The organism is Neobacillus muris (assembly GCF_943193175.1).
Lineage (GTDB): Bacteria > Bacillota > Bacilli > Bacillales > Cytobacillaceae > Neobacillus > Neobacillus muris.
The window spans coordinates 1-15,236 of the sequence record NZ_CALPDF010000031.1 but is presented as its reverse complement, the minus strand read 5'-3'; the positions used below and the strand labels follow the sequence as shown (position 1 = coordinate 15,236).

At 34.8% G+C, this 15,236-nt stretch carries 16 protein-coding genes; 7 read left to right on the top strand and 9 right to left on the bottom strand.

Going from position 1 to position 15,236, the window contains the following annotated elements; translation table 11 throughout:
* Positions 1-149: 149 nt before the first annotated feature.
* Entirely contained in the window at positions 150-341 is a 192-nt protein-coding gene (locus NFS43_RS17440; RefSeq protein WP_251554032.1) for a nitroreductase family protein, read from the bottom strand.
* Between the two features lie 93 nt (positions 342-434).
* On the opposite strand from NFS43_RS17440, the gene NFS43_RS17435 reads away from it, so the two are divergent.
* From NFS43_RS17435 to NFS43_RS17420, 4 genes are read left to right on the top strand one after another with little or no spacing between them, the layout of a single operon-like run.
* Complete coding sequence (locus NFS43_RS17435; protein ID WP_251554031.1) at positions 435-1,553, top strand: helix-turn-helix domain-containing protein; 1,119 nt, start codon at positions 435-437, stop codon at positions 1,551-1,553.
* A complete protein-coding gene (locus tag NFS43_RS17430) occupies positions 1,553-1,744 on the top strand; it encodes a PLD nuclease N-terminal domain-containing protein (RefSeq protein WP_251554030.1) in 192 nt (63 codons plus the stop codon). The genes NFS43_RS17435 and NFS43_RS17430 overlap by 1 nt, the downstream gene beginning before the upstream one ends.
* Positions 1,741-2,625, top strand: a complete 885-nt coding sequence (locus NFS43_RS17425) for an ABC transporter ATP-binding protein (protein WP_251554029.1) — start codon at positions 1,741-1,743, stop codon at positions 2,623-2,625. The genes NFS43_RS17430 and NFS43_RS17425 overlap by 4 nt, the downstream gene beginning before the upstream one ends.
* Entirely contained in the window at positions 2,622-3,401 is a 780-nt protein-coding gene (locus NFS43_RS17420; protein ID WP_251554028.1) for an ABC transporter permease, read from the top strand. The genes NFS43_RS17425 and NFS43_RS17420 overlap by 4 nt, the downstream gene beginning before the upstream one ends.
* 300 nt (positions 3,402-3,701) lie before the next feature.
* On the opposite strand, the gene NFS43_RS17415 is transcribed toward NFS43_RS17420, so the two are convergent.
* From NFS43_RS17415 to NFS43_RS17395, 5 genes are all read right to left on the bottom strand, one after another.
* Entirely contained in the window at positions 3,702-4,661 is a 960-nt protein-coding gene (locus NFS43_RS17415) for a TRM11 family SAM-dependent methyltransferase (protein ID WP_420910341.1), read from the bottom strand.
* 72 nt (positions 4,662-4,733) lie between these two features.
* Positions 4,734-5,090 carry a nucleotide excision repair endonuclease gene (locus NFS43_RS17410; RefSeq protein WP_251554026.1) on the bottom strand — a complete coding sequence of 119 codons (357 nt, stop codon included), beginning with the start codon at positions 5,088-5,090 and terminating at the stop codon, positions 4,734-4,736.
* A gap of 180 nt (positions 5,091-5,270) precedes the next feature.
* The gene (locus NFS43_RS17405) at positions 5,271-6,221 is read right to left on the bottom strand and encodes a glycosyltransferase family 2 protein (protein ID WP_251554025.1); all 951 of its coding nucleotides are present in this window, start codon (positions 6,219-6,221) and stop codon (positions 5,271-5,273) included.
* Positions 6,222-6,431: 210 nt separating this feature from the next.
* Positions 6,432-7,103, bottom strand: a complete 672-nt coding sequence (locus NFS43_RS17400; protein ID WP_251554024.1) for an NTP transferase domain-containing protein — start codon at positions 7,101-7,103, stop codon at positions 6,432-6,434.
* Between the two features lie 49 nt (positions 7,104-7,152).
* A complete protein-coding gene (locus NFS43_RS17395; protein WP_251554023.1) occupies positions 7,153-8,490 on the bottom strand; it encodes an HAD hydrolase-like protein in 1,338 nt (445 codons plus the stop codon).
* An 825-nt stretch (positions 8,491-9,315) separates the two neighbouring features.
* Here NFS43_RS17395 and NFS43_RS17390 point away from each other — a divergent pair.
* Together NFS43_RS17390 and NFS43_RS17385 are read left to right on the top strand one after the other, a co-directional pair.
* A complete protein-coding gene (locus NFS43_RS17390; protein ID WP_251554022.1) occupies positions 9,316-9,828 on the top strand; it encodes a sigma-70 family RNA polymerase sigma factor in 513 nt (170 codons plus the stop codon).
* Positions 9,821-10,948, top strand: a complete 1,128-nt coding sequence (locus NFS43_RS17385; protein ID WP_251554021.1) for a hypothetical protein — start codon at positions 9,821-9,823, stop codon at positions 10,946-10,948. The genes NFS43_RS17390 and NFS43_RS17385 overlap by 8 nt, the downstream gene beginning before the upstream one ends.
* Before the next feature lie 87 nt (positions 10,949-11,035).
* On the opposite strand, the gene yjeM is transcribed toward NFS43_RS17385, so the two are convergent.
* Positions 11,036-12,559 carry a glutamate/gamma-aminobutyrate family transporter YjeM gene (gene yjeM / locus NFS43_RS17380; RefSeq protein ID WP_251554020.1) on the bottom strand — a complete coding sequence of 508 codons (1,524 nt, stop codon included), beginning with the start codon at positions 12,557-12,559 and terminating at the stop codon, positions 11,036-11,038.
* Positions 12,560-13,093: 534 nt separating this feature from the next.
* On the opposite strand from yjeM, the gene NFS43_RS17375 reads away from it, so the two are divergent.
* Positions 13,094-13,570, top strand: coding sequence for a PAS domain-containing protein (locus NFS43_RS17375; RefSeq protein ID WP_251554019.1), 477 nt, complete (start codon positions 13,094-13,096; stop codon positions 13,568-13,570).
* A 185-nt stretch (positions 13,571-13,755) separates the two neighbouring features.
* On the opposite strand, the gene NFS43_RS17370 is transcribed toward NFS43_RS17375, so the two are convergent.
* Both NFS43_RS17370 and NFS43_RS17365 read right to left on the bottom strand, forming a co-directional pair.
* Positions 13,756-14,412: a FusB/FusC family EF-G-binding protein gene (locus tag NFS43_RS17370; protein WP_251554018.1), complete on the bottom strand. Its 657-nt coding sequence runs from the start codon at positions 14,410-14,412 to the stop codon at positions 13,756-13,758.
* 143 nt (positions 14,413-14,555) lie between these two features.
* Positions 14,556-14,825, bottom strand: coding sequence for a CD3324 family protein (locus NFS43_RS17365; protein ID WP_251554017.1), 270 nt, complete (start codon positions 14,823-14,825; stop codon positions 14,556-14,558).
* Positions 14,826-15,236 lie beyond the last annotated feature (411 nt).

Sequence of the window (15,236 nt, the reverse complement as noted above, 5' to 3'; positions counted from 1 at the left end):
ATCTCTTCAGGGGGACTGGCAATGAAAAATACAAGCCTTGTTCTTCACCACATTTATTCCATTATGGATGCATAGATCCAAACAAAAAAGCCAACAATTTCTGTTGACTTTGTTTGCTTTATATATGGCTCACCAATCAGATACAGGGCTTACTCATAAAAAGCGATGAACGAATTAATTTGCAGGCGTGAAGTGCCAAATGCCGGTGCAAGGGCTTTGCCAATGGCAATCAGTGTAATAGGAAAGACGTTTTCTGGAAGATTAAAACGTTTAGCAAATTGTTCCTTGTCGAAACCGCCCATTGTAACCGTATCGGACCAGCGATCTTTTGCAAAAATCAACTTATGGTTGACAAATGCACCAAAATGTAACTTACATTCGCTACTAAATCAACTTTTTTTCCATTATAGTTAAGGCAAGAGGAGATGACTATGATGGAACACTTTCAATTTTCAATCATGTTTGCGAATTGTCGAAAAGAACTAAAGGTCACCCAAGAACAAATTGCTGAATATGTGGGCGTATCGAGGGCAGCCGTTTCCAAATGGGAAAAGGGCCAAAGCTATCCTGATATTACGTTATTGCCAAAATTGGCAGCCTACTTTAACATTTCCATCGACAAATTATTAGGCTACCAGCCTCAATTGACAAAGGAACAAATCACCCGAATATATTCCCAGCTGGCAGAGCAGTTTTCTGAAAAAGAATTTGACGAAGTGGAACAATCAATAGAAGATCTATTAAGTGAATATTACTCCTGTTTTCCATTTGTGCTTAAAATGGCACAACTGTATATAAACTACTTTCCAAAGTCTCCTGACCACCAATCTATTCTGGACCGTGTCCTGCAGCTTTGTGAACGAGTCAAAACGTTAAGCGGGGATTTCGCATTAGCTAATGAAGCAACGATGCTGGAAGCCCTCGCCTATTTACAACTAGGGAAGCCAGAAAAGGTATTGTCCCTGCTAGGGAAGGATGTTCAAATACAATTCGGTGCAGACCATCTGATTGCCACAGCCCATTCCATGCTCGGACATACAGAAAAAGCAAAAGAAATTATTCAAATCAGCTATTATCAAAATGTAATGCAGCTCCTGTCAAATGCAACGGAAGCTTTAATGCTCGAATTGGAGAATACTGATTATATAGATGAAACGATCGATAAAATTCAAGGTCTCATCCGTCTATATGATTTAGAAAATCTACATTTTAATGCTGTCCTTATTTTCTACTACAGAGCTGCAACCGTTTATACGATGAAGGGCCAATGGGACCAGGCAATAAAGATGCTGCAGAGTTATGTAAAGCTTTGTAAAAAAATTCAGTTTCCCATTAAGCTAAAGGGAAATTCCTACTTCTATTTATTATCACAATGGATTGAAAATACATCCCAGCTAAGCAGCGAAGCCCCTCGTGATGAGCAATCGATCAAACGGGATCTAGTTCATACGATTGCACAAAATCCGGTATTTGATCCTTTAAAAGAACAACCAAGCTATCAAGCGATGATTCGTCATTTAGCCGATTATTTAAAAATTGAGGTGACTTTATAATGGCAGCTATCAATTGGGCTTTAATTGCCCCTTTACTTGTTATCCAAGCGATTTTGCTTATTGTTGCCCTCATCGATCTAATTCGTATTCATGCAACAAACGGCCCAAAATGGGTTTGGGCGATTGTGATCATACTCGTCAATATCATCGGACCGATTGTTTACTTCATTTTTGGGAGAAAAACCTCATGATAACCGTGGAGCATCTCTCGAAGGTTTATGGTACAGAAAAGGCAGTAGCAGATTTGTCCTTCACGCTTGAAGCGGGTACTTCCACTGCCTTAATTGGGCCTAATGGCGCCGGAAAAACAACTGCTTTATCGATGCTGACCGGTTTGTTAAAACCTACAAATGGATCCGTCAGGATGGAAAATGTCCAAGATATTCGGAGGGAAATTGGATTTTTGCCCCAATACCCTCATTTTTATCCTTGGTTAACAGCCTTGGAATTTACCGAAATGGCGGCAAAGCTAAATGGTGTACCAAGCAGGCATGCCAAAAAACAAGCCGAAAGCGTGCTGGATTTTGTTGGATTAAAGAACGATAAATTTAAAAAAACCGCCGCCTTTTCAGGTGGAATGAAACAGCGGCTTGGTATAGCTCAAGCCATTGTCCACAAACCAAAGCTGCTTGTGTTAGATGAACCCGTTTCCGCGCTTGATCCAGTCGGCAGACGGGAAATGATGATTCTATTAAAACAATTGCAGCAGCAATCAACCATTCTTTATTCGACACACATTTTAAATGATGCTGAAGAAATGACCGGCCAGCTGCTCTTTTTACAAAAAGGGAGATTGGTAGAGCAAGGTTCTTTAAAGGATATACGTGCAAAATTTGACTCATTCCGCTATAAGGTTCAATTTTCAAGCAAGGGCGAGGCATTGCACTTTGCTTCACAATCACCATGGCCAACCGCCGTGGAAGACTGTGATGTCTTTATCGAAATAAACGAGAACGTTCCTACGATGCAGCAATTAATGTCCCAGCTTATTGGTTTGCCATTTTCAATAGAAAAAGTGGAACGAGTCACGATGACACTGGAAGAGATTTTTATGAAGGTGGTGGGACAATGAGGACTTTCACTATACTGCTTCAAAAGGAATTTCGTGAAAGCTGGCGCAGTTTTAAATTTTTGTGGATGCCGCTGCTATTTATTTTCCTAGGCATTTCCGATCCGTTAACGAATTATTATATGGAAGACATTTTAAATGCTGTCGGCAATTTGCCAGAAGGTTTCTCCGTTACATTGCCGGAGTATGCGCCAATCGATATTCTGAAGGCTTCCACTGGACAATTCCAATCTTTAGGCCTTATTGTACTCGTCATTACGGTCGCCGGGATGATTAATCGCGAACGGCAAAGCGGTACCGCCACCCTTATCTATGTGAGGCCGATTTCCTTTATGGCATTGTTTATGAGCAAATGGACGGCCGCAAGCGCACTTGGAATGATCAGTGCCATTTTAGGCTACGCAGGCAGCCTGTATTATACATCCATTTTATATGGTTCAGTAAAATTTATTGTCTTTATGGAAATGGTCATGTCTTATTGTGTATGGATTTTATTTGCATCAGCGGTTGCTCTTATGTTTAGCGCTATGTTTAAGACCGCGTTAGCTACGGCCTGCACGATTATCGCCCTTCCAGTTGCCATCATGATTGAATCCCTGATTGGCCAATACTGGCATATTTCACCGTGGAAACTAGCTGATTACAGCGTTCAGTTGATTGCTGAAACAAATAATGAATATTATTTGAAAACATTGCTGTTAACCATCATTTTAACGGTCTTAGCGATTATTCTGGGGATCCTGTTCACGCGAAAGAACGCTGCAGCCACGAAAATTTAAATGGAATTAGCAAGGGGCTATTTAAGACATTTCACCTTTATTTCGTTAGACCTATGTCCTCAAGAAGGGCTATTGAGGACATTTCTCTTCTGGATCGCTTGATAAATGTCTTCAATAAACGCCCAATTCCTTCCAGTCAGTTTGGATCTATTATGCCTCACTTTTTAGCGATTTATGATTATTTGATTGCTGATGTGCGGGACCTTTTATCTGCAAATGAGATGAAGCAACAGAAGATAACTTGCAGTTAATTACTAGAGAGCATATTTTGTGATGAAAAGGAACATTTGATCAAAGGATTTACCTGCAGACAATCACTTCACGATCAAATGATCCTTTCTTAACAACAGCACGGTCAATAATGCCAAATCCAGCGGTTTTCAGAACTTCATCAATTTGTTCAACAGTCACTACTAGGACTTTCTTAGCAATCCTGCGGGCACTTTGAAGAATTTTGAGCTGCTCCTCCGGAGATATTACAGAACACAAATTATAGGGTAAATCAATAATTGCTACGTCGTATTGATTGGTGACATTGTTTATATCAGCTAATTTCACTTCTCCGGAATATCCAAAATGGGAGATATTCTCTCTGGCACCACCAAGAATAAGAGGGTTTCTGTCACTTCCAACTATATCAATTCCCATGGATAAGGCCTCCACTAGTACGGTACCAATACCACAACAAGGGTCAATTGCCTTTATCCCTCTTGGATCTGGAATAGCAATATTCACAATAGCTCTTGCGACACGTGTGCTAAGAGCAGTGGAGTAACTATGCGGCTTCTGTTGATGGCGAAACCACACAGATTCACTTTTTACATAGTCACCGAATATCCATCTTCCATTAATATACATGACACCAAATAAGCGTTTTGGCTCATATATATCAGCTATACCATTGATATGTAACCCGATTTCTTTCTCAATAGCCCGCCGCTTCTCAAAGCCTGCTTCTACTGATCCGCCCGTTTTTACATAAACCACTTTAAATGTTTCCCCCGTTACTTGTATGGACGCTGCTTGTTGGAGGAGATTTTCAAAGCTTTGCCCTTCATAAATGACCGCCATTCTTCCTTTAATAAACGGACTGCGGCTAGGATTAATTTTGATCTGGCTTTCCAAAATGGCCGATTGTGAATCCTCCCCAAAGAATGAGCGCATTTCCAAAGCACATAAATTCCGTTCCTCTTCATAACAAGCATAGGTATATATATACTTTATTGGTTTTGAGTGTTTCGTTTCCAAATTGTGTTCCATCCTTTAAGATTCAATTAATAAAGGCAATAGGTTTGGCTTATTCGCACAACCCATTGCCTTTATACAAAAATTTCATCTAAAAAATACCTTATCTATATTGTACTTCGACTTCAGTTCATTAATAATATATGTTTCGTAAATTTCTCTATGGACAGGGTCCTCGATTACACAAACTGCAATCTTAGTGATTTCATCTCTATGCATTTTAATCGGTGATACAGCATCCTCGAAATGTTTTTTTATTCTTTGCCGCAACTTCCTTGCTTTACCAACGAATAATAGCTCTTGATTATGGTTATAAAACATAAAAATACCGCCATTATTTCTAGGGATAAGATGAAAATCAGTAAATCCATAAATATTACTCTGTTCAGGACTAATCTGTTTGGTAATAGTAACAGTTGGTTTTGGAATGGTTATGTTTATCACTTATGTTCGCTTTCTCCTTCAATTATCTAATAGTTTTTAAAATTAAGGACTGTCCCTAATTATGGTAAGGTTCCCCGCAAAACACAAAAATGATGTTATTTCTCTTTTCAAAAGAGTATATAAATGTTTTTCATATCACAATCGTTTGTATAAGATCATTCATCTTACTCCGTGTAGACTTTATAATTTCTGGATTAATCGGTGAATTACATTTTCGTAAGAAATATTAATTCCCCGCTTTTCTATTTCATTCTTAAGAAAATATTCATAACGTTCTAATTGCCTCGTTTCAGGAACCTGATCGCCACTATTTTTCCTGAACTCATAATAGTATCGGTGAGCCAAAAATATTTCAAATATCTCTTTTTCGTTATATCCTTCTGCCAATAAAATTTTCATATTTGCTTTAAACTCATTCCCCCAAAATAGGTCAAAATCCGGTGCTTTATTATGAGCATTGTAATGGAAACGACTACCATCTAGATTCCATTTACAAAATAATTCAGATATATATATGAAAGATCCATTCCCATGTTTTATAACCTGGTGAATAAAAACTCTATCAGTCGTCCTTGGTATCTCATCTGATAATCTTAAATGATTTTTTCGAATGATATCCACTTTAAAAAAGCACTGTTCTAAAATGCCTAGCGAAAAAAATTCTAAATTTTCAAAAAAAGTTTTTTGAATATAACTTTTGACATCAATAATAGCTTCCATTTTGTAATTTGGATAAATCCATTGGTGATCAGTGTGATTATAATAAACATCTGTCATTAGTAAGGACACTTCTGGATATTGTTCGAGGGTGTTAAGATATTTCATTACATTAGTATATGGATGAACTTCATCATTGGTTGAAAGAAAAGTAACATACTTTCCTTTTGCTAACTCAAAACATCGGTTCCAATTTTCCACCCTACCGATATTTTGCTCGTTAATAACAAGTCTTAAATTAGGGAATTCATTTTTTAAGGAACGTACTATATTTACAGAATCGTCATTTGAACAATTGTCAATGACTAATATTTCGAAATCAGATGCTGCTAAATTGATATTTTTACATGATTGGATTGCTCTTGCTATATTTTGTTCCCCATTAAAATTTGGAATACAAAGAGAAAGAAGCATAAAAAACCACACTCCATTAATTTTTATTAAATTTATAAAACTATTCTTTAAAAATAGAAAAACATGGGATACAATCCAAACAATATTTATTTTAGTATTTGTAATTTTGTATACCAAGACACCCTTTAATCCAACATGCTAATGAAATTCTAAAAAACAACTTCCCTCTGCTTGACCTAAATGGAACCTAGAAGCTAATCAAAAAAACAATTAGTCCCCATTCATCATAATTAATTTAAGCATTTTATTATAATCTTCCACATACGTTATTTCTTCCCAATCAATATTCAATGGTCTAAATTGTTTTCTCGGACATCTATTAAATATTTCTGTTATCTCAACTTCCCCTCTCCCCGAAATAGAATAAGGGATACTTAAAATATCTTTTCTATTGAGAATCATGTAACCAACAAAATATTTCCCCTCAAAAACGGAATGAGGCTTTTCAATTATACTATCACCCTGAATAGCAGCAAATCTTAAATTTGATGAGTCATAAGAAAAATATTTATAGGTTGCTACATTATAAGAATCAGTATTATCCTCAATTCTACCTTTATAAAAGTTATCTCCAAACAAAATAATAAATCGATCAGATATTAAATTTATTGGAGTCAAAAGTGACATTCCTGTTCCAACGGGCTCGTCTGGCCGTTTATGCAGAGTAATATTTTTCATTATTATTTCTTTAGAGAATTTATTTTTTAAATATGCATAAACTTTCTCATCATAATAAACAATATGGATATCAGTAATGTTATTAAAATAACAAAAGTCAATATTATACTCTATTAATGTCTTTCCATTAAAGGTTTCCAATAATTTATTTTTTCCATATCTTTGACTTAGACCACCTGCAAGAATTATTGCTGAATTAATCAATTTAAGCACCTGCACTCTGTATTAAATTTCTATTATATAAACCCTGGTTTTAATCTACCTTTAGTTCCTCATGTCTATTATTATGATCATATAAATCCATCTCTTTTATTATTTCAATACATATATTTTTACATTGTTTGAAATGTTCATTATTTTTTTGTTTATACTTAAGCATTCTTAACCAATGCGTTAATTCTAATAACAATAATTTCCCATATATTTTATGATATCTTAAAAATATGAGTTCTCTAATTTTCCCAACTTGAACTTTATTATTTTTATAAGATAATCCAAAAATAAACTCATAATTTCTTGATGACTGCATCAATTTAGATACATCCAATAACCAAGAAGAGTACATCCTTTTAGAATTATTAGGGTCGATTAGATAAAAATCATTTGATTTAACTACAATGTTATTTAAAGTTAAATCACCATGACAATATGATTTATTGGAACTAAAAAATTCAATATTGCTTCTTAATAAATCGATTGCTCTGTCAAAAATATCCACTAACTCTTTTTCATACTCAAATTGTAGTTTATGGTAAAGAACTCTCTCAATATACGTATCAAAATCATAACTTTTCTTTTGAGGAATAGATTTTATATTTTCAATTAAATTTATTAATTTCTTAGAGTGAATTTCATGATTATATTTACTATATAGTGTCGTACCATTAATATATTCCATAATTATTTTCTCTTCATTATAAAAAATAATATTTGGAGTTTTTATACCAGCTTTCCTCATTTCGACTAATCCAAAGTTACTACAACTTACCTTATCTACTATATTTTCTTGTAATCTGACTTTTTCTCCACTGCCACCTTTTAAAATATTTGTTTTTAAATATATATGGATTATGTTTGCCCTCTGATTGTTTTTTAAAAACCTGATGGCCTTTTTAGCAGCTGCCATTCCCGAATCTGAATCTTCATATATCGTATATGAATTCTCCAAACCGTATTTCATCATCGTACTAATATAGCATTCAGGATTTGGCTTTAATAAAGTTATTTTGTCTCTCCCTATAACTTCTAAAACATCATTAATTTTATAGTAATTTAGTATGTCCAATATATCTTTTGAATGTGCGTTAGATACTATAATTTTATTTGTAAGATTTAGTAATGAGTAGTTGGGGATTATATACTTAAAGAATCTTTTATATTCGCTTTTTTTGTAACTTTTTATCAGGATTCTATGCTCATTTAAGACATTATAATGTTCTAAAAGTCCATCTATACTTTCCCCCTCATATTTTCTGAAGTCATCTATCCTTAATTCATAACCATATTTAGTGAATGCTTCTTGATAAACCCCAAGTAATGCCTCTCTCGTATTAAACAATGTTTGATCAAAATCGATAATATTATAATGCACAAATTGATTCTCCCTTAAGATGATATTAATCTGAGTTAATATATTTCTAAAAAATATATTCTTAGTTTGATTCTATAATTTTCTCTTCTTATAAATTAATTTGAAATTGAATTCTCGTTTCAAATTTATAACAATGAAGAAATCGCCATTACCCTTAAATTGAATATCCTTAAAATAATTTATACAATATTTGATAGCAATAACAAATGGTGTTCAAATATATTATCGGTAATTTTTCTTTAAGTTTAAGATCTATATTAATTATTTATTGTAGTGTAGATCTTCGATTTATATAGCGTCCCTATAAAATGTTATATTTGTTTAGGAGTTGGATAGCCTCATTTACTTATGATAATTTCAACGAACCTCCTCTATATGAGTAGTTACTAAAACAAAAATACAAACTTACTTTTACGGAACAATCAATCTATTAATCGACCCATTAATTGTTGAAGCTTTTATTATATCAGTCCATTTATCGGTCCAAACTTGGTGACATCACTCCATTTTTTTTAATACTAGTAAAATAAATACTATTTTAGTCTTATAAATCTTGCTCTTGCCTTCTAAAACTATCGTTTCTACTTCCAATAAACTTTGTAAATACGTTTACTACTTGTAGATGAAATGCCACATAACCTTCCACATTTATTCAAATAATCAATAATCATTGTTTTAACCTGTATTTCATCAAAGTCTTTATCCTTTGTGTACTCAATATTATCATCTAAACTTTCATATACTCGAATTCATATTTATTGAAATTAATATCGTCTTTCCAAAGGTCACAATCGTTTATGTCTTGAAGGGAGGTTTTTACTGAAAATGCAGAATCCTATGCTTGTAGAAAAAGCAATGCTGGAATACACAGAGTTACTGTTCCGAATAGCCTATTATTACCTAAAAGATAAACAATTATCTGAAGATATTGTTCAAGAAGTCTTTATTAAATTTTACTGTTCGAACTATCAAGAGCATGGAGAGTTGAAAGCCTATTTATCAAAAATGACCGCTAATACTTGTAAAGATTATTTGAAAAGCTGGTCCTATAAAAAAATCCTCATTCAAAATAAATTGTTTCTAAAGGAAACCACTATACATAAGGATTCCCTCGTTGAAACGGATGAATTGACCACATTAGATTCAGCCATTTTATCATTACCTTTAAAACAGCGTGAAGCAATCGTCTATTATTATTTAGAGAATTTAACGATTAAAGAGGTTTCGCAAATGGTCAATAGCCCAGAAAGTACAGTGAAATCTAGATTAAAGAGTGGTAAGGAGCTTTTAAAAAAGAAGCTTGTACATGAAGATTGGGAGGTGCTTTTACATGAGTAATTACCGATTGAATCCATTAAAAAATATAGACGTGAATAGAAACCGTATTATCGAGAAAACCAGAAACCGAATGAAGCAGATGGAAGCAAAGCCTCAAAGGAATTTCCGGAGACCTGCCTTCATCACCATTTTGGCCTGTTTCCTTTGTATCATCATCGCATCTCCTTATTTAGAGCATACTTTTCAAGGGAATACGAATCATTTTTCTATTAAGAAAGTGGTTATTCCAAATGTGCCATATGATTCCTTGATTAAATCCTTTTACATCGATACGTCCAGCGAGCTGATTTATAGTACAGAACAAGGAATCTATTCATTTAACCTAGAAAAAAATGAATCTAAACAACTAATCGATACAAGGGAAGTCGGCAGAGTATTAGAGTTGGCCGCATCTTCCAAATGGCTTATATGGGCATCTCCTGAAAATAACAAACAAGTAATCCACATCTTAAATCGGCAGACCCATGAATTAAAAATGGCGGAAAATCAATATTTTAATGGCTTATATTTGTATAGAGATACGCTCATTTACATGGGGATAGATCAAGGGAAGCCTAGTTACTATACGATAGCACTAGATACATTAAAGGAAAATGTGCTGCATGAAATAAACGGGGAAAGCAGTAATAGTCAGCCTTCCATTGATAAAAACCTAATCGTGATTCCAGAAACTCTTACAACTAACCATAAGTCAGAAACGGTTGTTTATGTGTATGATCTGAATTTGCATAAGCAAATAGGCTCTTATACATTCCCTTATAAAATAGCAGAGAACATTCTATTGAAAAAGGACACTGTATTCGCTTATCTGTGGAATGGGAAAGAAACAGGCGCAGTTGGCGGAATAGATATGAATACAGGCAAGCTTACTATTTTGAAACAGCCAGCGGCAGCAAATGCCTATGCAACAGATGGCACACATTTTGCACTGTCTGCTGCCGATGAAGAAAGCGATACAGTGCAATTATTTATGAAGAAAAAAGAAAAGCTAACCTTACTTTCAAGCTTCCCCTCAATAAAGGAACGTCTAGTGAAGCCGCGATTTACTTCGGAAGGAACACTTTTACTAAATGGCGAGGGCAAAGATTCAGCGATGTATATTATCCGGTTTGACGATTGAATGTAAGCTTAATCAATAAGAGGAATAATGGAAGCCATCTATTTAAGATTGACGGGTCTTGACTAGATGGCTTCCATTGAATTTTGACTAACTTATTTTCTTTTGCCTTGGCTTCTCTATATATTGTTTTTTTTCATATCTGCTATACATGAACCATGCAGCAGCTGAGAAAATAATTGGTCCAGCCACACTCCATATGGTTGTTTGCCTATCTCCTTCTAAAGCTGGCTGTATGATACTAAAGAAATTGGCAAGTCCAACTGTTAGAACAACAATCCATGTCCAAATATTTGCGCTCAATGGCGTTTTATAAACGATAAACGGCTTATTAATTTCCACCTTTTTCTTAAAATACGGGAATGCAAGTGTGATAAAAATATACGGTATTGTCATTGCCACGTTCGTCATCGAAACGAGTATGTTAAAGAATGTAGCCATTGTACTTCCACCGAAAGCGATTAATGCGATTATTACACAAACAATGGCAGCTTGAATCCACATAGCATAAACAGGCATCCCATTCTTTGTTTCGCTAATCTTTCCTGGCCATAATTTCTTGGGAGTTCCTTCAATCAGCTGTTTTAACGGTGAAAACATCAAAGTAAAGAACGCACCGGACAGTGCCAGGAACATTGAAACTCCAATAAATCTTGCAACCCCTGCGCCTAGAGCTGCAGCTGCAGCATGGCTTGCTCCAAACGCGGTACCTAGTGAGTAACCTAAATTAGCCATAACGATATAACTTGCATTTCCAAGGTTTACATTCTTAATCCCCATAACGGATACCCAGTTTGTAAATATTCCAATTAATAGAATTCCTAATGAATACCCTACAGAGATGATAGCTGCAGATAAAAGAATTCCTTTCGGAAACGTTTTTTCTGGCTTTTCTGTTACGTCCACTAAACCTCCTACTGCTTCCAGTCCGCCATAAGCGAAGAGGGCATATACTACAAACGCTAATGAGGCAATAATATCTCCTGCGTATATCGGATTCGGTGTTTGAGTAAATGAATGGAGGCCTGTAATCGGCTGTGCCAAATGTCCATGATTACCTATAAGCACTGCTATTGCACCAATCCAAAGAAATACGTTCAGCAGCAAGACTGCAGTTCCGCCTAAAGAAGTTACTTTCTTAATCTTATCCAGACCCTTTGTCGATGTATAGGTGACGATAACAATCCATACAATTCCTAAGACCCCCAGAACCTGAGGCCCGTGAAGAGTAAATACAGTCCAGCTTTGCGTTGTATCTTCTCCAAAAATTGCATTCGACACTGGAACCCACATACTGGAAGCAACATTAACCATCCAAGTGATATAAGAAAAATACCACATGAACGTTCCAATAAATGCAAATTTAGGACCGATGGATTTTTCCATCCATGAGTAAATACCGCCCTTTTCCTCTTTAAAGGCGGAACCAAATTCAGCAACCATTAATGCAAAAGGAACAAAGAAGGTTATAGCTGCGAATATGAACCAAGGAATAGCGGCATAACCCATCTTATAAAATGATCTTGGAATGTTGTTGAATCCATAAACAGAAGTAAAAATCATTAATACTAGGGATACTAGAGTTAACTTTTTGGTTATGTTTGTGTTTGCCACACATTTCCCCCCTAATTGTAGTTATCATATACATTCAACATGAATGTATACTCTTATTTTTTATAATGTTTTTTAAAAATCTTCGTTTCAGCAAGGCAAATTTGATTAAAGAGGAAAATACTACCAGTTTAATATATTAGAAAAAAGGGAGATGTTATCAAATTTAAAAAGTATTTTAAAATAATATAACAACATTTTAAGGAAAGCAAATTGATTCAACTAACTGGGTTTTTCAACGAAAGGAAGTAAATGTTGAAATTGGTTTCTACTATATTTTATTATATTAAAATAATTAATTTATATCTTCAATCATCACTATTACAATATGAACAATTTTAAAGGCCCCAACCTAGAGGAAGGGGCCAATTTTAAAAAAATCCTTGTGAGATATATCACAATTCGCAATTATTATTAATGCTATCATTATTAATGAGGTTAGGTAATAAGCACCTAAAATTAGCGGGTTTTTTCTCACTAATAGTTGAACGATTATATTCTTCACATAAAGGGAGATTCCATAAAGGAGGCTTTTAAATGTCTAGAGATACATTGTCAGAATTCATTAGTCCTGAAGCTGTCATTAGTTTTGAAACTGGTGCAATTAAAGCAAGCACTTTGGATTCAATTATTAATCTTTTACCGTTTGAAATGGGTTTTTGCGATGCTAACGATATTTTTCGCTGGTATTCAAATAATCCAAACCGTATCCATGGCCGCCGTAAAGAAGCAATTGGCCGCCATGTGCTTGAGCTTCACCCAAAAGTGGCTCATCACGTTGAAAAAATGTTGAATGATTTTCATTCAGGAACACGCGATGAATGGGAATTTTGGTTCCCAAAACGATCTGGTGAATCCGGTCAAATTTACCAAAAATTCATGGCTGTACGGGATAAGAACGGAACTTATCTTGGTTGTATGGATGTGACCGTTAATATCGACCTTTTCCGAGGAAAAGAAGGTAAACACACCCCTGAAACTATTGACGAATTTATAGCTGTTAAGCCTCAGTGAACCATTTGAGAAGCTGCCGAAAAACACACTGAATTCCCAATTCAATGTGTTTTTCTTTATAATAGAGGTCTTAATGGCGGCTTATTCCAAAAAAATTCCTATTGAGGAAGATAACCCTTTCTCAGCAATTTCTAAGACAAATGTATCATGATTTTAGATACTCTATTTCTTCTTCAGTCCTATATTTATTTTTCAATCCCCAGTGATTCTCTTAAAAAAGTTGTTAAATATTCGACATTCGTTATTTTTTTATTGCATTCGCTGCTGTCGGCGCAAATAAGATTCCCGATGGATTTATAATAATCCGGATTTTTTGCCTTTTTCGCTTTTGTTACAGTGGAGACATAGACAACTTCTCCAAAACAATGACAGAAGGAACAAAAATTCTTTTTGCTAGCCGGCGTAAATTCGCATTCTATTCCAGCCATTTTTCCATCCAGCCCATAGACAATAAATTTTTTATTAGATCTGAGGTCATTCCAACTCAAATAAGTCAGCTTGCTGTGATCTATATTTGATAAATCAGGCAGCTTTAATTTTTTATGTTTCGGAAACATTTTTTTCAGCTGCGGCTCAGATATAGTAGGAAAAGACAGCATAAATTCTGAAAGATGGCCGATATATTGATCATATTCTTTATCCGTTTTCAGTTTGGAAAGATCCAGCATTTCTTGTTGCTCCAATGGTATATTTGGAAAGAGGTCAAGGATTTTGGCATTGGCTAAGTCAATCACAGCAGCTAAAACGGTTTGGGGTACATTCTTTTTTTGGCTGTCCTTAATTAAAGCAATCTGTTTTTTTATAAAATTCAGCTGTTCATTTTTCATAAATTTTTCTGTCATGACGTCTATCTCCAATCAATTTGATGCTATCTCCTATACTTATATTAAACAGTGCAGCGAACCTCTAAAATGGGGAGAATGACTTAGAAACGTTTTTTACATAACAACAGCACTGATGATAAATTTTCACCAGTGCTGTTCTCCTACTTTTTATGTGAATAAACGATTTTCTTAATTGTTTCAATAGAAAGGTAGTATTCCTCAGCCAGTTGCTGGATACTGCTTCCGTTGATAAAAGAATGTCTAATGGAGGCATTGCGGCGGTCAAGCAGCTGTCTAGCTCCGCTTGAAGTTCCCCATTTTCGATACTCCGTTTCCTGCTTAGGAATATAAACAGTTTCCCCCTGGACATACTTTTGAATTTCCAGAATTAGACTCTCAGGTAAAACTTTGTTTGCATTAATATATTTCATTATGCCCGCCCCTTATTTTGATTTTTATAAAATAAGGTGCAAAGCCAAAATATCAGAAAAGCCTTTTTAGCGATAAATTAAATGTTTCGCCCCATGCAAAGTATCGCCTTTCCAATAATAGGCTTTGCATGAGTGTAAGAAGTACCAGACAATCTTCTGTGATTCTCCATCTGTAAGCACCCCCCTTTAAAATTCTATTATAACCTAAATAAGTATCACATGAATTGCTTTAACTTTGTTTTTCTCTAAAAAGGGTAATGTATCTAAATGAGGGAAAATAAAAATTAAAGCACCAATGCTTTTCATCTAACTTCCTTTAAAAAAGAATACTTGCTCTAATTAAGTAACCAACGGAATAAAATAAGGGGACATTTTCCTGTTATCTGCAGAATGGAGCTCATTTTGGAGTAA

Bases quoted from the DNA above. Each gene is read 5' to 3' on its own strand.
- NFS43_RS17365 (WP_251554017.1), bottom strand. From the start codon at position 14,825: ATGAAATATATTAATGCAAACAAAGTTTTACCTGAGAGTCTAATTCTG.
- NFS43_RS17370 (WP_251554018.1), bottom strand. From the start codon at position 14,412: ATGACAGAAAAATTTATGAAAAATGAACAGCTGAATTTTATAAAAAAA.
- NFS43_RS17405 (WP_251554025.1), bottom strand. From the start codon at position 6,221: ATGCTTCTTTCTCTTTGTATTCCAAATTTTAATGGGGAACAAAATATA.
- NFS43_RS17390 (WP_251554022.1), top strand. From the start codon at position 9,316: ATGCAGAATCCTATGCTTGTAGAAAAAGCAATGCTGGAATACACAGAG.
- NFS43_RS17415 (WP_420910341.1), bottom strand. From the start codon at position 4,661: ATGGAACACAATTTGGAAACGAAACACTCAAAACCAATAAAGTATATA.
- NFS43_RS17425 (WP_251554029.1), top strand. From the start codon at position 1,741: ATGATAACCGTGGAGCATCTCTCGAAGGTTTATGGTACAGAAAAGGCA.
- NFS43_RS17435 (WP_251554031.1), top strand. From the start codon at position 435: ATGGAACACTTTCAATTTTCAATCATGTTTGCGAATTGTCGAAAAGAA.
- NFS43_RS17430 (WP_251554030.1), top strand. From the start codon at position 1,553: ATGGCAGCTATCAATTGGGCTTTAATTGCCCCTTTACTTGTTATCCAA.
- NFS43_RS17375 (WP_251554019.1), top strand. From the start codon at position 13,094: ATGTCTAGAGATACATTGTCAGAATTCATTAGTCCTGAAGCTGTCATT.
- NFS43_RS17420 (WP_251554028.1), top strand. From the start codon at position 2,622: ATGAGGACTTTCACTATACTGCTTCAAAAGGAATTTCGTGAAAGCTGG.
- NFS43_RS17385 (WP_251554021.1), top strand. From the start codon at position 9,821: ATGAGTAATTACCGATTGAATCCATTAAAAAATATAGACGTGAATAGA.